The sequence below is a fragment of the Parafannyhessea umbonata genome, from assembly GCF_012844235.1.
GTDB lineage: Bacteria > Actinomycetota > Coriobacteriia > Coriobacteriales > Atopobiaceae > Parafannyhessea.
Genome location: NZ_JABAGR010000002.1, coordinates 385,945 through 401,466 on the forward strand (window position 1 = coordinate 385,945; position 15,522 = coordinate 401,466).

18 protein-coding genes are annotated in these 15,522 nt (G+C 63.5%); 5 read left to right on the forward strand and 13 right to left on the reverse strand.

Annotated elements, in window-relative coordinates; genetic code table 11:
• Nucleotides 1-27: 27 nt before the first annotated feature.
• The 8 genes from HF885_RS03555 to HF885_RS03590 form a co-directional block, all read right to left on the reverse strand.
• Complete coding sequence (locus HF885_RS03555) at nt 28-561, reverse strand: adenine phosphoribosyltransferase (RefSeq protein ID WP_170103564.1); 534 nt, start codon at nt 559-561, stop codon at nt 28-30.
• Nucleotides 562-603: 42 nt separating this feature from the next.
• A complete protein-coding gene (locus tag HF885_RS03560; RefSeq protein ID WP_170103565.1) occupies nt 604-1,326 on the reverse strand; it encodes a MerR family transcriptional regulator in 723 nt (240 codons plus the stop codon).
• Nucleotides 1,327-1,329: 3 nt separating this feature from the next.
• Complete coding sequence (locus HF885_RS03565) at nt 1,330-1,758, reverse strand: FHA domain-containing protein (RefSeq protein WP_170103566.1); 429 nt, start codon at nt 1,756-1,758, stop codon at nt 1,330-1,332.
• Between the two features lie 45 nt (nt 1,759-1,803).
• Nucleotides 1,804-2,184 carry a Rid family detoxifying hydrolase gene (locus tag HF885_RS03570; RefSeq protein ID WP_170103567.1) on the reverse strand — a complete coding sequence of 127 codons (381 nt, stop codon included), beginning with the start codon at nt 2,182-2,184 and terminating at the stop codon, nt 1,804-1,806.
• Nucleotides 2,181-3,410 (reverse strand): MalY/PatB family protein, encoded by a 1,230-nt coding sequence (locus tag HF885_RS03575; protein ID WP_170103568.1) that lies wholly within the window; start codon nt 3,408-3,410, stop codon nt 2,181-2,183. Before HF885_RS03575 ends, HF885_RS03570 begins: the two co-directional genes overlap by 4 nt.
• A gap of 64 nt (nt 3,411-3,474) precedes the next feature.
• Nucleotides 3,475-4,332 (reverse strand): hypothetical protein, encoded by an 858-nt coding sequence (locus HF885_RS03580; protein WP_170103569.1) that lies wholly within the window; start codon nt 4,330-4,332, stop codon nt 3,475-3,477.
• Nucleotides 4,333-4,340: 8 nt separating this feature from the next.
• On the reverse strand, nt 4,341-5,486 hold the full coding sequence (locus HF885_RS03585) for a D-alanyl-D-alanine carboxypeptidase family protein (protein WP_170103570.1): 1,146 nt from the start codon (nt 5,484-5,486) through the stop codon (nt 4,341-4,343).
• A 4-nt stretch (nt 5,487-5,490) separates the two neighbouring features.
• Nucleotides 5,491-6,378, reverse strand: a complete 888-nt coding sequence (locus HF885_RS03590) for a CDP-alcohol phosphatidyltransferase family protein (RefSeq protein ID WP_170103571.1) — start codon at nt 6,376-6,378, stop codon at nt 5,491-5,493.
• Nucleotides 6,379-6,564: 186 nt separating this feature from the next.
• Between HF885_RS03590 and larA the strand changes: the two genes are divergently transcribed.
• A complete protein-coding gene (gene larA, locus HF885_RS03595; protein WP_170103572.1) occupies nt 6,565-7,821 on the forward strand; it encodes a nickel-dependent lactate racemase in 1,257 nt (418 codons plus the stop codon).
• Between the two features lie 14 nt (nt 7,822-7,835).
• On the opposite strand, the gene HF885_RS03600 is transcribed toward larA, so the two are convergent.
• Nucleotides 7,836-8,612, reverse strand: a complete 777-nt coding sequence (locus HF885_RS03600; RefSeq protein WP_206109749.1) for a helix-turn-helix domain-containing protein — start codon at nt 8,610-8,612, stop codon at nt 7,836-7,838.
• 152 nt (nt 8,613-8,764) lie between these two features.
• Here HF885_RS03600 and HF885_RS03605 point away from each other — a divergent pair, with 152 nt between their 5' ends.
• The gene (locus tag HF885_RS03605; RefSeq protein WP_170103574.1) at nt 8,765-9,274 is read left to right on the forward strand and encodes a pyridoxamine 5'-phosphate oxidase family protein; all 510 of its coding nucleotides are present in this window, start codon (nt 8,765-8,767) and stop codon (nt 9,272-9,274) included.
• A gap of 40 nt (nt 9,275-9,314) precedes the next feature.
• Here the strand turns inward: HF885_RS03605 and HF885_RS03610 are convergent, their stop codons facing one another.
• The gene (locus tag HF885_RS03610) at nt 9,315-10,040 is read right to left on the reverse strand and encodes an SDR family NAD(P)-dependent oxidoreductase (RefSeq protein WP_206109750.1); all 726 of its coding nucleotides are present in this window, start codon (nt 10,038-10,040) and stop codon (nt 9,315-9,317) included.
• Nucleotides 10,041-10,242: 202 nt separating this feature from the next.
• On the opposite strand from HF885_RS03610, the gene HF885_RS03615 reads away from it, so the two are divergent.
• Nucleotides 10,243-10,539, forward strand: a complete 297-nt coding sequence (locus HF885_RS03615) for a DUF1292 domain-containing protein (RefSeq protein WP_206109751.1) — start codon at nt 10,243-10,245, stop codon at nt 10,537-10,539.
• 180 nt (nt 10,540-10,719) lie between these two features.
• Here the strand turns inward: HF885_RS03615 and HF885_RS03620 are convergent, their stop codons facing one another.
• Complete coding sequence (locus HF885_RS03620; protein WP_206109752.1) at nt 10,720-11,364, reverse strand: NUDIX hydrolase; 645 nt, start codon at nt 11,362-11,364, stop codon at nt 10,720-10,722.
• A gap of 466 nt (nt 11,365-11,830) precedes the next feature.
• Nucleotides 11,831-12,790: an Abi family protein gene (locus HF885_RS03630; protein WP_206109753.1), complete on the reverse strand. Its 960-nt coding sequence runs from the start codon at nt 12,788-12,790 to the stop codon at nt 11,831-11,833.
• A 294-nt stretch (nt 12,791-13,084) separates the two neighbouring features.
• On the opposite strand from HF885_RS03630, the gene HF885_RS03635 reads away from it, so the two are divergent.
• Complete coding sequence (locus HF885_RS03635; protein WP_206109754.1) at nt 13,085-13,393, forward strand: DNA/RNA helicase domain-containing protein; 309 nt, start codon at nt 13,085-13,087, stop codon at nt 13,391-13,393.
• 172 nt (nt 13,394-13,565) lie between these two features.
• On the opposite strand, the gene HF885_RS03640 is transcribed toward HF885_RS03635, so the two are convergent.
• Nucleotides 13,566-14,126, reverse strand: a complete 561-nt coding sequence (locus HF885_RS03640) for a flavin reductase family protein (protein WP_170103579.1) — start codon at nt 14,124-14,126, stop codon at nt 13,566-13,568.
• Nucleotides 14,127-14,483: 357 nt separating this feature from the next.
• Here HF885_RS03640 and HF885_RS03645 point away from each other — a divergent pair, with 357 nt between their 5' ends.
• The gene (locus tag HF885_RS03645; RefSeq protein WP_170103580.1) at nt 14,484-15,416 is read left to right on the forward strand and encodes a site-specific integrase; all 933 of its coding nucleotides are present in this window, start codon (nt 14,484-14,486) and stop codon (nt 15,414-15,416) included.
• Nucleotides 15,417-15,522: the final 106 nt, after the last annotated feature.

A 15,522-nucleotide genomic window follows, 5' to 3' on the forward strand; every position in this document is an offset into this window, starting at 1 on the left:
CTTGCCTGTTGTCACGATGCCCTACGACTACCTTACCTTGATGAGCGTGAAGACGTCCTGGTCGTAGGCAGCGCCGATCTCCTTGCGCGGGTCGAGGCAGCAGAGCTCGAGGATGAAGCCGAAGCCCTTGACCTCCGCACCGGTCTGCTCAACGAGCTTGGCCGTGGCGACGGCGGTGCCGCCGGTGGCAACGAGGTCGTCGATGATAAGCACCTTGTCGTCCGCGGAGAGCGCGTCCTTGTGGATCTGGAGCTCGTCCGTGCCGTACTCGAGGGAATACGTCTGCGAGTAGACCTCGCGGGGCAGCTTGCCCGGCTTGCGCGCGGGGACGAAGCCGGCGCCCAGGCGATACGCGACGGGAGCGCCCACGAGGAAGCCGCGCGCCTCCGCACCCACGACCTTGGTGATGCCTTCGCCCTTGAAATGGTCCGCGAGGTCGTCGATGGCCGCAGCGAAGCCCTTGGGGTCCGCCATGAGGGGCGTGATGTCCTTGAAGATGACGCCAGGCTCGGGGTAGTCGGGAATGTCCACGATCAGGCCTGCGTAGTCGCTCTCTGCCACGGGTGTTCCTTTCACTTGTTTCGCACTGCCAAGTACGTAATTCTACTCTTCCATCTCGCTGAAGGTCTTCGAGATCTGCCTGCGGATGAGGGTATCGCGTACCTGCCCCGTGAGCGCGAGCATCTCGGAGAGGGCCTGGCCAAACTGCTGGCGGTTCTCCTCCGTGCGCTCCATCTCGACCCCGCCGCCCTTCTTGGCGAACACGACGAGCGCCTGCTCGAACATGGCGCTCTCGCGGTTAGCTGCCGTGACGTACTGGCGGAGGTTCTTCGGGCCGATGCCAAAGTGCCGAAGCTCTCCGCAGGTCCTGATGAGCTGGAAGTCCTTGCCGTCCACGAGCGAGCGGCCGTGCGGCGACTCGCGCAGCCGGATCACGCCGGCCTCGGAGAGCTGGCGCACGAAGCTCACGGGCACGCCCAGGAGCTCGGGCATGCGGTCGATGGGGTGGAACTTCTGGCGGACCTCCTCGTCATCCTCCCCGATGTTGGGATACGGCGTCTGGGCAAGGTCCGCACGCCCTTCTCCCCCATCAAGCTGCTGCTTAATGACGGAGAGCGGCATGAAGCGGTTCTTCTGCAGGTAGAGGATGGTCTCGAGCCTGTGGACGTCCTTCTGCGAGTACAGGCGGTACCCCGAGGGCGTGCGCGATGGGTTGAGCAACCCCTCGTCCTCGAGGTACCTGACCTTTGATATCGATAGGTCCGGGTATTGGCCCTGCAGCCGCTTGACTACCTTGCCGATTGTGAGGTATCCGGCATCGGGCATGGCTTAGTTCCCAGTCTCGATCCTCACGTTCTTCCGGTTGGTGTGGAAGATCATGCGGAAGGTGCCCACCTGGATGGTCGAGCCGTCCTTGAGCAGCGCGCGGTTGACGATGGCGCCGTCGACCCACGTTCCGTTGAGCGAGCCGAGGTCCTCGATGGTGGCAAGGCCGCTCTCGAGGCCGGAGAGGTCAAGGCGCGCATGGCGGCGCGACACCGTCATGTCGTTGAGGAACACGGTGTTGCTGGGGTCGCGGCCGATGGTGACCACGCTGTCTGCCAGCTCGAACGTCGAGCCCATCTGAGGCCCCTTCACGATGGTGAGCGTGGGGTGGCTGGGGGTCGACGCGGCCATGAGGTCCGGCGAGGTGGCGTCCGTGGCGGGCATGCGGAAGATCTTGGTGGCTCCCGCGTCGTTGTTCTTGGTAGGCTGCATGTGCCTATCTCCCCTCTTGTTGAGTTTCCGTTCCATCATAGCGCTTTAGCGGCATGCGACGCAGTCCATCTCGATGAGCGCCCCCATGGGCAGGCGCGACACCTCCACGACGGTGCGGGCCGGCGCCGGCGCCACGAAGTAGCGCTCGTACACGCGGTTCACGGCGTCGAGGTCGTCCAGGTTCGCCAGGTAGAGCGTCGTCTGGGCCACGTCCGAAAGAGTGCAGTCCGCCTCGGCGAGAAGCGCTTGGACAATCTGGATGACGCGTTCTGTCTGGACCGCGGCGTCTCCCGCTATCAGCCGGTCGCAGTGCTCGGGGTCGATGGGCAGCTGCCCGGAGGCGAACACGAGCCTGCCCGCGGTCGTGCCCTGGGAGTACGGGCCGATGGAATCAGGCGCCGCAGGCGCGTTTATTGCATACTTCACGTTTGGCTCCCTCCATTTGGGCCCAAGGGGCCGGCTTTTCTCGCCGCGGCGTGCAGGCGCTCCAGCGCAGACAGCAGCACGTGCTGGGGGCACGCGAGGTTGAAGCGCTCGAAGCCGTCGCCCTCGCTGCCGAACACGTGACCCTCGTCCAGGTAGAGCTGGGCGTCCTTTCGCATGAAGCGCTCGAGCTCGCGTGGGGTCATGCCCCACGCGCGAAAGTCCACCCACGCGAGGTACGTGCCTTCCAGCGGGCACACCTCGACCTCGGGCATGCGCTCGCGCATGAAGCCGCACAGCGCCTGATAGTTGGACCAGATGACGCCCAGCAGCTGCCCCAGCCACTCGTCGCAGCGGGTGTATGCGGCAATGGTCGCTGGATATGCAAAGCAGTTGAGCTCCGTGGACGCAACGTCCCTAAAGCCGCGCACGAAGCGGTCGCGCACGTCCTCGTCCGGCACGTAGTTCACGGACGCCTGGCAGCCCGCGATGTTGAACGTCTTGCTGGGCGCGGTGCACACCACCAGGCGCGGCCAGTCCTCCTTGCGCGTGACGGACATGATGGCCGTGTGGCTGACGCCGGGCATGACGAGGTCGTCGTGGATCTCGTCCGCGACGACGGTCACGCCGTTGCGCCGGCAGATTTCGAGCACGCGCTCAAGCTCCTGCCGCGTCCACACGCGGCCGACGGGGTTGTGCGGGCTGCACAGCACGAGCATGGTGTTCGCGGGGTCCGCGGCCTTGCGCTCCAGGTCATCGAAGTCCATGCGGTAGCGCAGGCGGCCGTCTTGGCGGTCCTGCACAAGAGGGTTGCGGACTATGCGCCGCCCGCCCTTCTCCACCGCCATGAAGAACGGGTAGTATACCGGCGGCTGCACGATGACGCCGTCGCCCGGGTTCGTGAGCGTGCGCACCGCGTTGAAGATCGCTGGAACCACGCCCGGCGACGTCACCACCCACTCGCGCTGTGGCGTCCAGCCGTGGCGGCGCTCCTGCCAACCAAGGCAAGCGGAGAAGAACTCGTCCGTGGGCTCCGTGTAGCCCATGACGGCGCCGTCGAGCCAGTCGCGAAGCGCCTGCTTCACCTCCGGCGGGTTTTCGAACTCCATGTCCGCCACGGAGAGCGGCACGACGTCTGGCCCCAGGTCGGGCTGGTCGCGGTACATGAGCTCCCACTTTGCCGATCCCGTGCCGCGCCGGCGCGGCAGCGTCTTGAAGTCGTAGTGCATGGCGCACCCCCCTCGCGTTAGATGTTAGGAATTATATCCAGAGCGGGGCCGCGCAAACCATGCGCTACAGCGCCCGCCCGCCTATGAAGTCGGCCGACGGCCTTATGAGGCCCCATTCAAGCAGGTCTGCCCGGTCAAGTCGCACGCGGTCCGGCTTCTGCATCGCCTCGAGCCACGGCACCCTCGCGCGCGCCGCGTCCCACAGCTCCGCAAGGCCCGTCGGGCGAACGCCCCTGAAGCTCAGGAGGCTGCGCCACAGCACCCGTGCGAAGTTGGGCGGCACCAGCATCACGTACAGCGGCGCGCCGCCCAGCTCTACCGCGCACGCCACCACGGGGATGTGGCCGTCGAGCATGAGGTTCGCCACGCGGCCCGCGCGCGGCAGCGCGCCGGCGCCGCCCACGTAGTCGCCCAGCACGCGCGGCGCGTCGTTTCCCCACAGGACGAGCGGCACCAGGTCGTGGCTCACGTCCTCCACCTCGAGCCCCTCGTACGGGCGGAAGCCGCCCTGCTCGATGGACGCCACGAACGTGAGCCACGCGGAAAGCACCCCCGCGCGCGGGCTCGCGTCAAACGCCAGCAGCTCGTGGTCGCCCGTGCGCGCCGCCAACGGGATGGACGCGACGGCGCCGTCACCCAGGAACACGGGCGAGAAGCCCGCGCGCCCTACGGCCAGGGGCTCCGTCGCAAACGCGGCCTCGCCAAACGCCGCGACCGGGTCGCCCGAGGCCAAAAGCATCCGCATGCCGGAGGCGTCCGCCAAAAGCGTGCCGTCCCCCAGCGCCTCCGCTACGGGCTCGGACGCCGCGTACGCCACGGTCCTGAGAGCTCCCAGCTCCGTGCGCTCGAACGTCGCACCCAGAAGCAGGTGCTCTTCGTACAAGGGCCCCACGACCCCAGGCACCCTGTCCTTCTCGTCCATGAGACCCCCTACGAGACGAGCCCCGCCACGTCGTAGAACAGCGGCAGCGCAAATACGTTATAGGATGATACCCGATGCAGCCACCGGCTTGCGCGGTACACGTCGCGCGCGACCGGCCGGCCCTGCTGCGTCCACGTCGAGCGGCCGAACGGCTGCTGCGCGCCAAGCATCGTGCCGGAGGGAAGCATCGTGGTGTGCCACGTCACGTCACGGCCGCGCACCACGCGCCCGGCGGCGTCCCACTGCGCCGTAACCACGCGCTTTGCCCAGAAGCAGTCCGCGTCCGCCACCACGCGTACGGGCCACGCCTTGCGCGCAAGGCTGATGCGCCCCAGGTAGGTGTCGTACGCCCAGTCCATCAGGATGGCCGTGTCCGTGAAGCGGCCCTCGTGCGTGGCGCAGCCCAGCACGGCCGAGAAGAGCTGGACGCCCCAGCGGCGGCTCGACCCCAGAAACGTGGTGCCAGACTCGACCGCGCCGGTCTTGATGCCGCAGAGCCCCGCGTAGCTGCCCATGAGGTCGTCCGTGGACGCGAGCGTCTTCTGCTGGCCGCCGGCCGTCACCGTGACGGAATGCGTGGTCACGGCGGCCGCGATGAACGGGTAGTTCTGCAGCGCGTAGCGTCCCATGAGCGCAAGGTCGTGCGCACAGGAGTAGTGGCCGTCCTCCTCAAGGCCGTGCGGGTTCTTGAACTGCGTGTTCGTCATCCCGATCTCTTTGGCCTTCTTGTTCATGAACTCCGCGAACTTGTCCACGCTGCCAGAGACCGTCAAGGCGATGTTTGCGGCGGCGTCGTTTGCGGAGTACACGAGCATGGCCATCATGAGCTCGCGAAGCGTGGGAGTGTCCCCCGCCTTGTAGCCGGCGAGCTGCGCGCCGTCCTGGTACGTCATGTCCTGGATGGTGCACCGCTTGTCCAGGTCCACGCCGGAGTCCAGCGCCACCATGGCCGTCATGATCTTGGTGATCGAGGCCGGCGCCATGTGCTCAGTCGCGTCGTGGCTTGCGAGCACGTTGCCGTCCTGGTCTATGATCTCGTAGCTCTTGGCCTCGGTCACCTGCGGCTCTGCCTCCTCGGCCACCGCTGGCGCCGCGGGCCACGCAAACAGTGCGGCCACGAGCGCGGCCGCCATGAGGAAGATCGTCCTTCTCATCTTGCTAGTTCGCCTCCGTGGCACGGCTGCCCTTCTTCTTGGCGCTGCGCTCCGCGCTCCGCTCGGCCGCGGCCTCTCGCACGGCTGCCTCCTTCGCGGCGGCGCCGGCAGCGGCCGCCTCCGCGGCAACGGCGGATGCGGGCGTGGGCTCGCCCTCCGGGGTCTCGTCCGTGCGGTGGCCCAGCTCGAGCGCACGGCGCTTGATGGCAAGCCCGCGCTTCGTGTACACCAGCGCCGTCACGAGCGAGCAAGCGAGCCCCGGGTACACGAAGAATATGCCGAGCGCGGCACGACCGTGGCCCAGGCCGGGAAGCCAGCTCACGTCAACCAGGCCCAGGCCGCTCACCTGCGGCAGCCCCAGCAGCAGGAAGCTGAAGCCCGTCATAAGGAACGCGGTCGCGAACTTGCCCACGTAGATAACGTCGACGGGGCGCCGCTGGTACTTCTGCAGGACCATGGAGCCCAAAAACAGCAACGCGTCGCGGCCGATCACGAACACGGCCATCCACACCGGCAGCTCCCCCGTGAGCATGAGGCCGAGCACACCCGTAAACAGCAGCACGCGGTCCATCACGGGGTCCATGATCTTGCCGAGCCAGCTTACCGTCTGCGTGCGGCGCGCCACCTGGCCGTCCAGGAAGTCCGTCACGGCGGCTATCACGTAGAACGTGAGGGCAAGGTAGCGGTTGAGGTCGTTCACGAACATGTACAGGAACACGCCCGTCAGGACGAAGCGGCACATCGTTATCACGTTCGCGACGGTGAAGATCCTATGTGAGGGGTTGTCCGAGGTCCCCTCCGGGGCGCTCGTGCCCTGAGCCTGCGCGATCGCGGCATCGCGACCGACCTGGTTCTTGACGGATATCTTGAAGTTCTCGCGCTTGGTGCCCAAGGGGACTCTCCTCGTTTAATCGATAACGGTGCCATGTTACCCGATTGGCGGCGTGATTCCCAAACTCTGCCAAGATTACGCATGCGTCACGGCGCGGACGCGCGGGCCCGTCACGCCGCGGCGCCGTAGTACAGTTGCCTCATGGTAGGCGCCGCGGCTGCGGCATCGCGAACGTGGAGGTAACGCATGCGCTACGAGGTGGGCATCGGCACGCGCACGGAGGGCTTCGAGCTTCCGGAGCGCGACGTCATAGAGGTCATGCACGCAAACCCCGTGGCGCCGGGCCCCACGGGCGAGAAGGTCGTGCGCGCCTCGCTCGAGGCACCCATCGGCACGCCGCGCCTTCGCGAGCTGGTGCGCCCCGGTCAGACCGTGTGCGTGATCACGAGCGACGTGACGCGCCCGCTACCCACGGCGACGGTGCTGCCGCCCGTTATGGACGAGCTCCACGCGGCCGGCGTGCGCGACGAGGACGTGCTCCTGGCCATAGCCCTGGGCAGCCACCGCCCGCAGACCCCCGAAGAACTCCGCGCGATCATGGGCCCGTACTACGGCCGCCTGCGCGTGCTGAACGGAGACTCGCGCGGGCTTGCGCACGTGGGCACCACGTCGCACGGCACGCCGGTGGACGTGCTGTCCGAGGTCGCGGCGGCAGACGTGCGCGTCGCCCTGGGCAACGTGGAATACCACTACTTCGCGGGCTACTCCGGCGGCGCGAAGGCCATCATGCCTGGCTGCTCCACGTTCGCCGCGATCCAGGCAAACCACTCGCTCATGGTGGACCCGGCGGCGCACTCCGGCAACATGGAGAGCCCCGTCCGCCTAGACCTCGAGGAGGCCTGCTCCATGGTGGGGCTGGACTTCATCGTGAACGTGGTGCTCGACGAGGAGAAGAACGTGGTCTACAGCGCCGCGGGCGACTTCGTGGCCGCGCAGCGCGACGCGTGCCGCCACCTGGACGCGCTGTACGGCTGCGAGCTGCGCGAGTACGCGGACGTCGTCGTGGTGAGCCAGGGCGGCGCGCCAAAGGACCTTAACCTGTACCAGCTGCAGAAGGCGCTCGACAACGCGAAGCACCCCGTGCGCGACGGCGGCGTCATAGTGCTGGTGGGCTCGTGCGCGGAGGGCATGGGCCAGGAGACCTTTGCGCAGTGGATGCACGAGGCGCGGTCCCCGCAGGACGTGGTGGACCACCTGCGACGCGACTTCCGCCTTGGCGGGCACAAGGCGGCCGCCATCGCGCAGATCGAGCTGCGCTGCGACGTCTACCTGGTCTCGGACATGGCGCCCGACCAGGTTCGCGACTGCTTCATGACGCCGTTCGCATCCGTGCAGGACGCCGTGGACGCGGCGATGCAGGCACAGCGTCGCCGCCTAGGCCGCGAGCCGCGCGTGCTCATCATGCCGCACGGCGGCTCCACGCTGCCGCTCATGCGCGTATAGCGCAAGCGCGCCCGCTAGCGTGCCTGAATCCTGAGTGGTGCAGATGGGTCTGACGGGTCGTCGCTCACGACGCTGTAGAGCGGGGTCCGCCACACCATGCGCTCGTGTCCTGCGGAATCCGCCGTGTACTCCTTCTGATAGCAGAAGCGGGGCGGCTGGTTAAACTGCGACACGCCTACGTAGTCGCTCAGCAGGAACACTGCCGCGAAGGCTACTGCAAGTGCGGCCGTTGCCGCCACCCGCACGCGGCGCGTGGCGCCGACGCCGCCGAGCAGCTCCCACGTCGCCGCGACCACGACGACGGCACCGACGATCGCGTAGACGGAGCCCCAGCTGCTGTCGGACGGGAACACCGCGAGCGCGCTCATGACCACGAGCGCCCCAAATGCCACGAGCATGGCGGCAACCGTCTTCCTGCGGCGGGCGCGAAGCTCGTGCTCCCCATACGTCGCCATCGTGCGCGCCGTCTCCTCCGTCGCCGCATCCATTTCGGGCTCCTTTCTACTGCCTCCAACCAGCTCCGGGATGCTCACACCAAAGGTGTTCGCCAGCTCCACCACCATGACAAGGTCAGGCATGGTCGTGCCGTTCTCCCAGCGGGATACCGTGCGCGCGGATACGCCAAGCCGCTCCGCCAGCGCCTCCTGCGTCACGTCTTGCTCGCAGCGCAGCTGACGCAGAAACGCGCCCATGCGCTGCAGGTCCAACGCCTTTGTCTGATCCGCACCTTGCGGCGTGGGGACGGACTCCCCGTGCGTATGGCACTGGCTTTCTTTCGCTTGTCTTTCCATCCCGACCTCCTTGGGCGGCAATTGTAGGCGGAAGCGTCGCGAAATAACACGACACGCATGTCGCATACGGGTTTGTTTTTGGTTTAGGACAAAGGTGTCCGCATCACAAACTAAAGTATGGGTGTCAGATGGACGCGAGGGTTGGAGGACACATGGTCGACTACGAAGAGGCGGCAGGGCATTGGCAGGCAAGCGAGAAGGACGCCGTCCGCATGCCAGAGGCTGAGCTTAGGGACGCGATGGAGAAGTTTGTTGCGAGCCACAGGGTGTGCGCGCTTGCGTGCGCCAGCTCCGACGGGTCGCTCGTGCGCAACACCCCCATCGAGTACGAGTGGTTCGACGGCGCGTTCTGGATGTTCTCGGAGGGTGGGCTCAAGTTCCGCGCGCTCGAGTCGAACAAGAACGTGTGCCTCGCGATCTTCGACCCCGACCCCACGTTTGGCCACCTTGCGGGCATGCAGGTGACGGGACGCGCGGAGGTTCTGGAGCCGTTTGGGCCGGACTACCTTGCCGCATGCGGGCACAAGGGCATCCCCGCGGAGAGGCTTCGCGCGCTGCCGTTCACGATGATGGTCATCCGCGTGAGGCCGACGCGCGTGGACATGCTGTGCTCCGCGTTCAAGGACGGGGGCTATGACGTGCGGCAGTGGCTGGAGCCGTAAGGCGAGTCGGGCAGGCGCCGCGCCGCCCCGCAGAAAGGCGCTAGAACGGTGCCTTCGTCGATCGGTGCAGCCTGATCTCGTCCACGACGGCGTCGCTGCGGTGCGTCAGCAGGTACTCGACGGCATCGGCCATGTCGTCCGGCTCGATCATGGGGACGCCCGCAAGGTCCGGCCTGGCCTCCCCCACCATGTCCGTGCGGACGCCGCCCGGCGCCACCACGTGCACGCGCACCCCGCGCTCGTACACCTCGTTCGCAAGCGACTTGCTCATGCCGAGAAGGGCGTGCTTGCTTGCCGCGTACGCCGCCTGCATGGGATACCCCTCGTGCGCGACGACGGAGCACACGTTGACGACCTCCGCCGCGTCGGACTCAAGCAACAGGGGCATAAGCTCGCGACACAGCAGGAACGGCGCGCGAACGTTCGTGGCGAGGATGGCGTCCAGCTCCGCGGTGGTCGTGTCCTCCAGGCGCTTGCGCACCATGACGCCGGCGTTGTTTACCAGGATGTCCAGCCTTCCGAGCTCGCTTGTAACGCGCCGTGCGAGGCGAGCGATTGCGTCCGCGTCCGTGAGGTCGCACGGCATGCAGTGGGCACGCGCGCCCCGTGCGCGAACCTCGTCTGCCGTCTGCTCGAGCTTCGAGACGGTCCTGCCCACAAGAACCACGTCGCACCCTAAGCTGGCAAGCCGGATCGCGACTGCCCTGCCGATGCCCGAGCCCGCGCCCGTGACCAAGGCGAGCTCTCCGGAAATGTCGGTATGCACTTCTCCCCCAATCGACGTGCCCGAGAAGGACGGGCGGTTTTTGCCCATGGTAGACCCGTGGCGTGGCGAGCGCGTGGGCGAGGTCAGGCCGTTTGCCAGGCAATGGGGACCTCGTGCGAGACGGTGCGCGTTTGCGCAGCTACGTGCAAGGTTGGGCGCCTAAGATTGATGTATCACGCGTACGAGTGCGAGGGAGGCTTCTATGGCGGACGAGACTTCGAGCGACATGGACGTCGAGCTGGGCGACGACTACTTCATCACGCTTGACTACGATGACGGGACCTCGGAGGAGTGCGAGGTCATCGGAATCTTCGAGCACGACGGCGGCGAGTACATCGCGCTGGGGCCCGAGGAGAGCGACGACGTGTACATCTATGGGTACCGCGAGACGGACGACGGGGGCTTCGACCTGCTTGAGCTGGACGAATCCGTGTTTGACGACGTGAGCGCCGCGTATCTGGCGATCCAGGACCAGCTTGAGGGCGAGCTGGAGGGATAGGGCCCGGGCGGCTCCGAGTTCGCTGCGGGTTTAGCCCGCGAGGCGTGCACGACTCCTTGGGAGAAACAAGCAAGACTCAGAAAAGCTTCCTCCGCAGCCGGCGACCGCTAACCAGACCCAAAAGACCTGCGCACGTCGCTGCGTCGACTGTGCCGCATCCGATATCGGATGCGGCACAGCTTACATAAGCCGCAGCAGCTTGGGGTAAACCCAACGCTCCATCCACGGCTCGGCCACGTTTGCGAGGACCTCGTCCTTCTCGAACCAGCGGACCGCCTTGTTCTCGTCAGGCTTCGGGCGGATGGGCTCCGCCGGGTCGGCCTCGATTAGGTACGTTAGGTTAAGGTGCAGGTGGCTGCACACGTAAACGCCACGCTTGACGTGGCCGTTCACGCACAGCGTCTCGAGCGAGACGGGCGACGGCGCGGCAAGGCGCGCGTGCGCAAGGCCGGACTCCTCCCCCACCTCGCGCAGCGCCACGCGTGCGAGGTCAAAGTCGCCGTCCGCATGACCGCCCAGCCACGCCCAGGTGTCGTATATGCGGTGGTACGCCATGAGAACGTGCGTGCGGTCTGCATCGACCACCCACGCGGACGCAGTCAGGTGCGCCACGTCGTTTGCGCGCGTGCTGATATCGGGGCAGCCGCGGCGCTCAAGCCACTGCAGAAACAGCGCCTGGTCCTTCTCCTCCTGCTCGCACGTGGGCGAGAAGTGCTCCACTTCCGCGACGAGGCGTCGCCTGTCCCGCATACGTTCCTCCGCCGCTACGCCCAGGGCATCGCCTTCGCGCGCGACGTCGTGGCGCGCATCCTGAACAAATGCCATGCTCCCGCCTTCCCGTGTGGATTTCCCGTACAAGGCTACTCCTTATTGACGCGACGTTCCACCATGCGTGACGGCCTGCGCGGTCGATATGCCATGCCGCGCATGCACTCGTATGCCGACACCAGAGCGTACGAGGGCATGCCCGCCAAGGGCCCTCCCTGCCCAGAACCGCGAGCACAGCAGTGTCCGTGATACGTTCAAGCAGTTCGCTCGAGTGCTCCGCGTAAAGTCATTTACTGCTCTTCTCCCTAGATGTTCTCCCTCGCGTTTCTCCTCATCGCGATGGCGGAGGCAAGCGTAAGACCACTCGCCGTCAGCATCCTGCTATCGCAGAGCGATCGCGCGGCGGAAACCACCAGACTCACCATCAATTTCGCCAACACGATCGTGGGAAGCGCCGGCAAGCAAGAAGAACATACAAGTCGCTCCAGAAATGGTGCGAAAAATGACTCTGTATTCAATGTGGCTAAATGAGTTCCTCTAAGTCCTTGCGTGAGATTCGCATTCCTCGAAGAATCACGGATTCAAGTGAAGGGTCACCTCTTGCCACCTCATCAAGAAGAACGAGCACGCTTTTTGAAAACTGACTCAGCCTTTCCTTCGTGGTAACAGTCGCCAAAGCACGAAGTAGCTGGTCAAAGCCCATATCACCCAGTCTGCCAACCCTTGCGCAGTAAAGCCTCTCGTCATGCGCGCATATGTTTCTGAATGCAGGGAGTACATGAAACGCGAAAGTAAGCTGCTTCTGCTTTACGACTTGCTTGTTCAGTGACCTTGCTAATGCCACGCAAGTCTTTGTCTTCACTCGTTGTTGCTGGTAGTCAAAGAACGCCGACATGTTTCCGAAAGTTAGACACTTAGACGCAACCCAAAGCGGAAGGCAGTGGTGCTCGTTAACGTAGTGCTTGATGTATTGCTTGTGCGGCTTGTTCTCTCGAATGCCTTGGAGAACTGAAAGTAGCTTAATTAGACCCTTTGTATAGTAGTCCTCATATTTATACTCGGACTTACGACAATAACAGGCAGGGTCAAGATACTCGTCTACATTGCCATGCACTTCGCAAAAGGCGTAGATGGTTGCAGTCTTCATGGCATTTTCTGCTTCTAGAAGCACATTCATGGTTTCATTACGAAGTGCTTTGTCAAAGATGTAAACACGCTTGAAGGACTCGAAATTAGTACCGTCTATGTAGCGGTCCTCTTTGTCTAGGTTGGTTTTCTGTTTATCAAGAAAGGCATCCTTATAGCCATTAACGACGGCATAATAGTTTTCCTTAAGAAGAAAACGTGCCGCGTCCTTTTTGTTTGAAAAATGAATGCCACGGGACTCAAGTATTGCGATCTGCTCTTCAACAGTTTTGAATGGCTTGGGATTCTTCATTTCCGAGGCATCTCCAACATATACAGAGAGGCCGCCAAGTTGCATATGCGCAACCTGACGGCTCTCCTGCCCGCAGCTCAAGTCGAGACTGCACGCGTTTCACTGGAGCGATAGTTTATATCACCCAAGGTAATGTCGTCAAGAATAAACAGTGCGTTCCCAATACAAGCCATTCATTACGTGGCGGACATTCTCTGAGACAGGAATCCCACGCCGCGACGGTTTGACGGCTACGAGCTCGTCTTCCACGAGGGCTTCGCGGACTTCCACGACACCTTCGACAGGTATCTCGAACGCCACGACCTCACGAGGATGGTCGCCGGCTACGCGTGGAAGTGGGTGACGAAAGACAAAAACGACGACCCCAACTTGTACGACATCGAGATTGACGGCCTCAAGATTCGCTGGAACCGCAAGCCGGAGAACTGGGTCGACCCCGACCTCTCCTACGACGGGTCTACCGAGAAGATTGTGGTCAACAGGGCCAGTTACTTCGATGTCAACGGCAAGAAGACGGCGAGCGAGAAGGACCTTGCGGAGTACGTCCGCCACATCTATTACGTGCTCCTGACAAGGGGAATCCTCGGGACCCACTTCTTCGTCTGCGACGGGGCCCTCCGAGCACACCTGCGACAGCACTTCGCTTAATCTTGTCACCGCCTGTATGCTCGCATCGGCAACGTATACCACGAGTATCGATACCGATTGTCAGACAGAGGGAGTCCCGATACATTGCCACCAAGCATGAGAATCCCCACATCGTCGCCCCTGCGGTGAACGCGGTGCGGGGAAAGAAAAAAATGATCTTTCTGCTGCGCTGCTATAACAGCTTCTTGCCAGCGTTCCAGGCGCCGCCAACCTCCTCGCCTACAACGCGGTAGATGCGCCTCGTGCTGTCATAGATAATCGGGCGCATCTTGCCAAAGTCGACCCGTCCTTCGTCGTCGAGGATCGACTCGTCCACACGAGTGTTCACGACGCGTCCAACGATGCGCGCGCCATGCTCGTCTCCCTGGACGTCTGTGACCTCGCACTCCATGGTCAGGGGGAACTCCTCGATCACGGGCGCGTCCACATGCTCAGACTTCACAAAGGTCATGCCAGACGCGGCGGCCTTGTCCACCTTGTTGCCGGTAGCGATGCCAAAGTAGTCAGCCTCCACCACGTGGGCGGCGTCAGCCGGCGCCACGGTGAAGGCGCGCCTTGCCACAATGTTTGCCGTCGACTTGTGGTTCCCGATGTTGAGGCAAATCTCGTTGTTGCCGCACTCCCCCGCCCATGCCGCGTTCATAGCGTTGGGGGTGCCATCCTCGCTATAGCTCGCAACAATGAACACCGACTGCGGAAAGAGCTCGCCTGCGCTTCCAAGGTCCTTCTTCATGCTGTCCTCCTCTTTGGTTCACCTTGCGCGTACCGTTTAGAAGAGTATATTTCGCCGCTGGAGCATGCCACTTGCCCTCGAGCACGGTCAGCGTCCCCTTGTGCAGGAGCTCTGTTCCCTCCGTGCGACGGCTCTACACGCCTCAACCGTACGTGAGAGCCACCATGGGCACAATACCGTCCTTTTGGGATACCAAGGCACTTGTCGGTAACCATAGAAGCGAGAAGCGCGCTAGGCGAGAACTGCTGATGGAGCCCCTTGCAAGCGATGTTCCCAATTTCGTTGTTGCGTGATTTCAAACCTGCTGTTTCCATCCAAAAGAAGAGAGTCGCCCTGCAAGCATTATCGAGGTGAACGATGCTTAACGAACTTTCCGGCAACGACCTGTTCTGTAACTACTACAAGGAATGGATATCCGTATATAAGGAGAACGCAGTAAGGCAAGTGACGCTCAACAAGTACCATCTCGCCCATGCCTGGATAGAGAGGCTTGCGCCAGACATGAAGCTGTCGGAGCTCGACCGAATCTCCTACCAAAGAATCCTAAACGGGTACGCAAAGGAGCACGAGCGACAGACCACGATGGACTTCCACCACCTGTTAAAGGGCGCTGTGCTCGACGCGGTCGATGATGGCCTCGTGCCCAGAGACCCAACCAGGAAGGCAATCGTCAAGGGAAAGCCACCACGCCCGAAGAAGAATCGCTATCTCAACCAGTTTGAGCTCCATCGGTTGCTCGCCGGCCTCGATTTGGGGTCAGAGATTAGCTGGGAGTGGTTCATCCTTCTGGTCGCAAAGACCGGGTTGCGGTTTTCCGAGGCGCTCGCAATCACCCCCGCAGACTTCGACTTCACCAGGCAGACGCTTTCGGTAAACAAAACTTGGGACTACAAGAACGGCGGGGGCTTCGTGCCGACAAAGAACCGGTCCTCCGTGAGGAAGGTCCAGATTGACTGGCAGCTGATAGTTCAGTTCTCCGTCCTGGTTAAGGACCTCCCGGAAGAACGTCCCATCTTCGTCAGAGGGAACGAGAAGGTCTACAACTCGACAGCGAACAACACCCTCGCCAGGCTATGCAAGAAGTCAGGGGTACCGGTGATCACGATTCACGGACTGCGACACACGCACGCCTCCCTGCTCCTCTTCGCAGGGGTGTCAATAGCAAGCGTCGCGAAGAGGCTCGGCCATGCCAGCATGAACACAACTGAGAAGACCTATCTCCATATCATCCAGGAGCTGGAGAACAAGGACGTAGACCTGGTGATGCGCTCCCTCACTAGCCTCGTCTGATTTTCAGCGTAAGTCAATAGGGCGGCTCTCGCTGATGAATGGTGATGAGGTTGTCGAGACGAGCGAAGAGGGCGCCGATTCGCTCCTGCTCCTCTCGCGAAGAAGG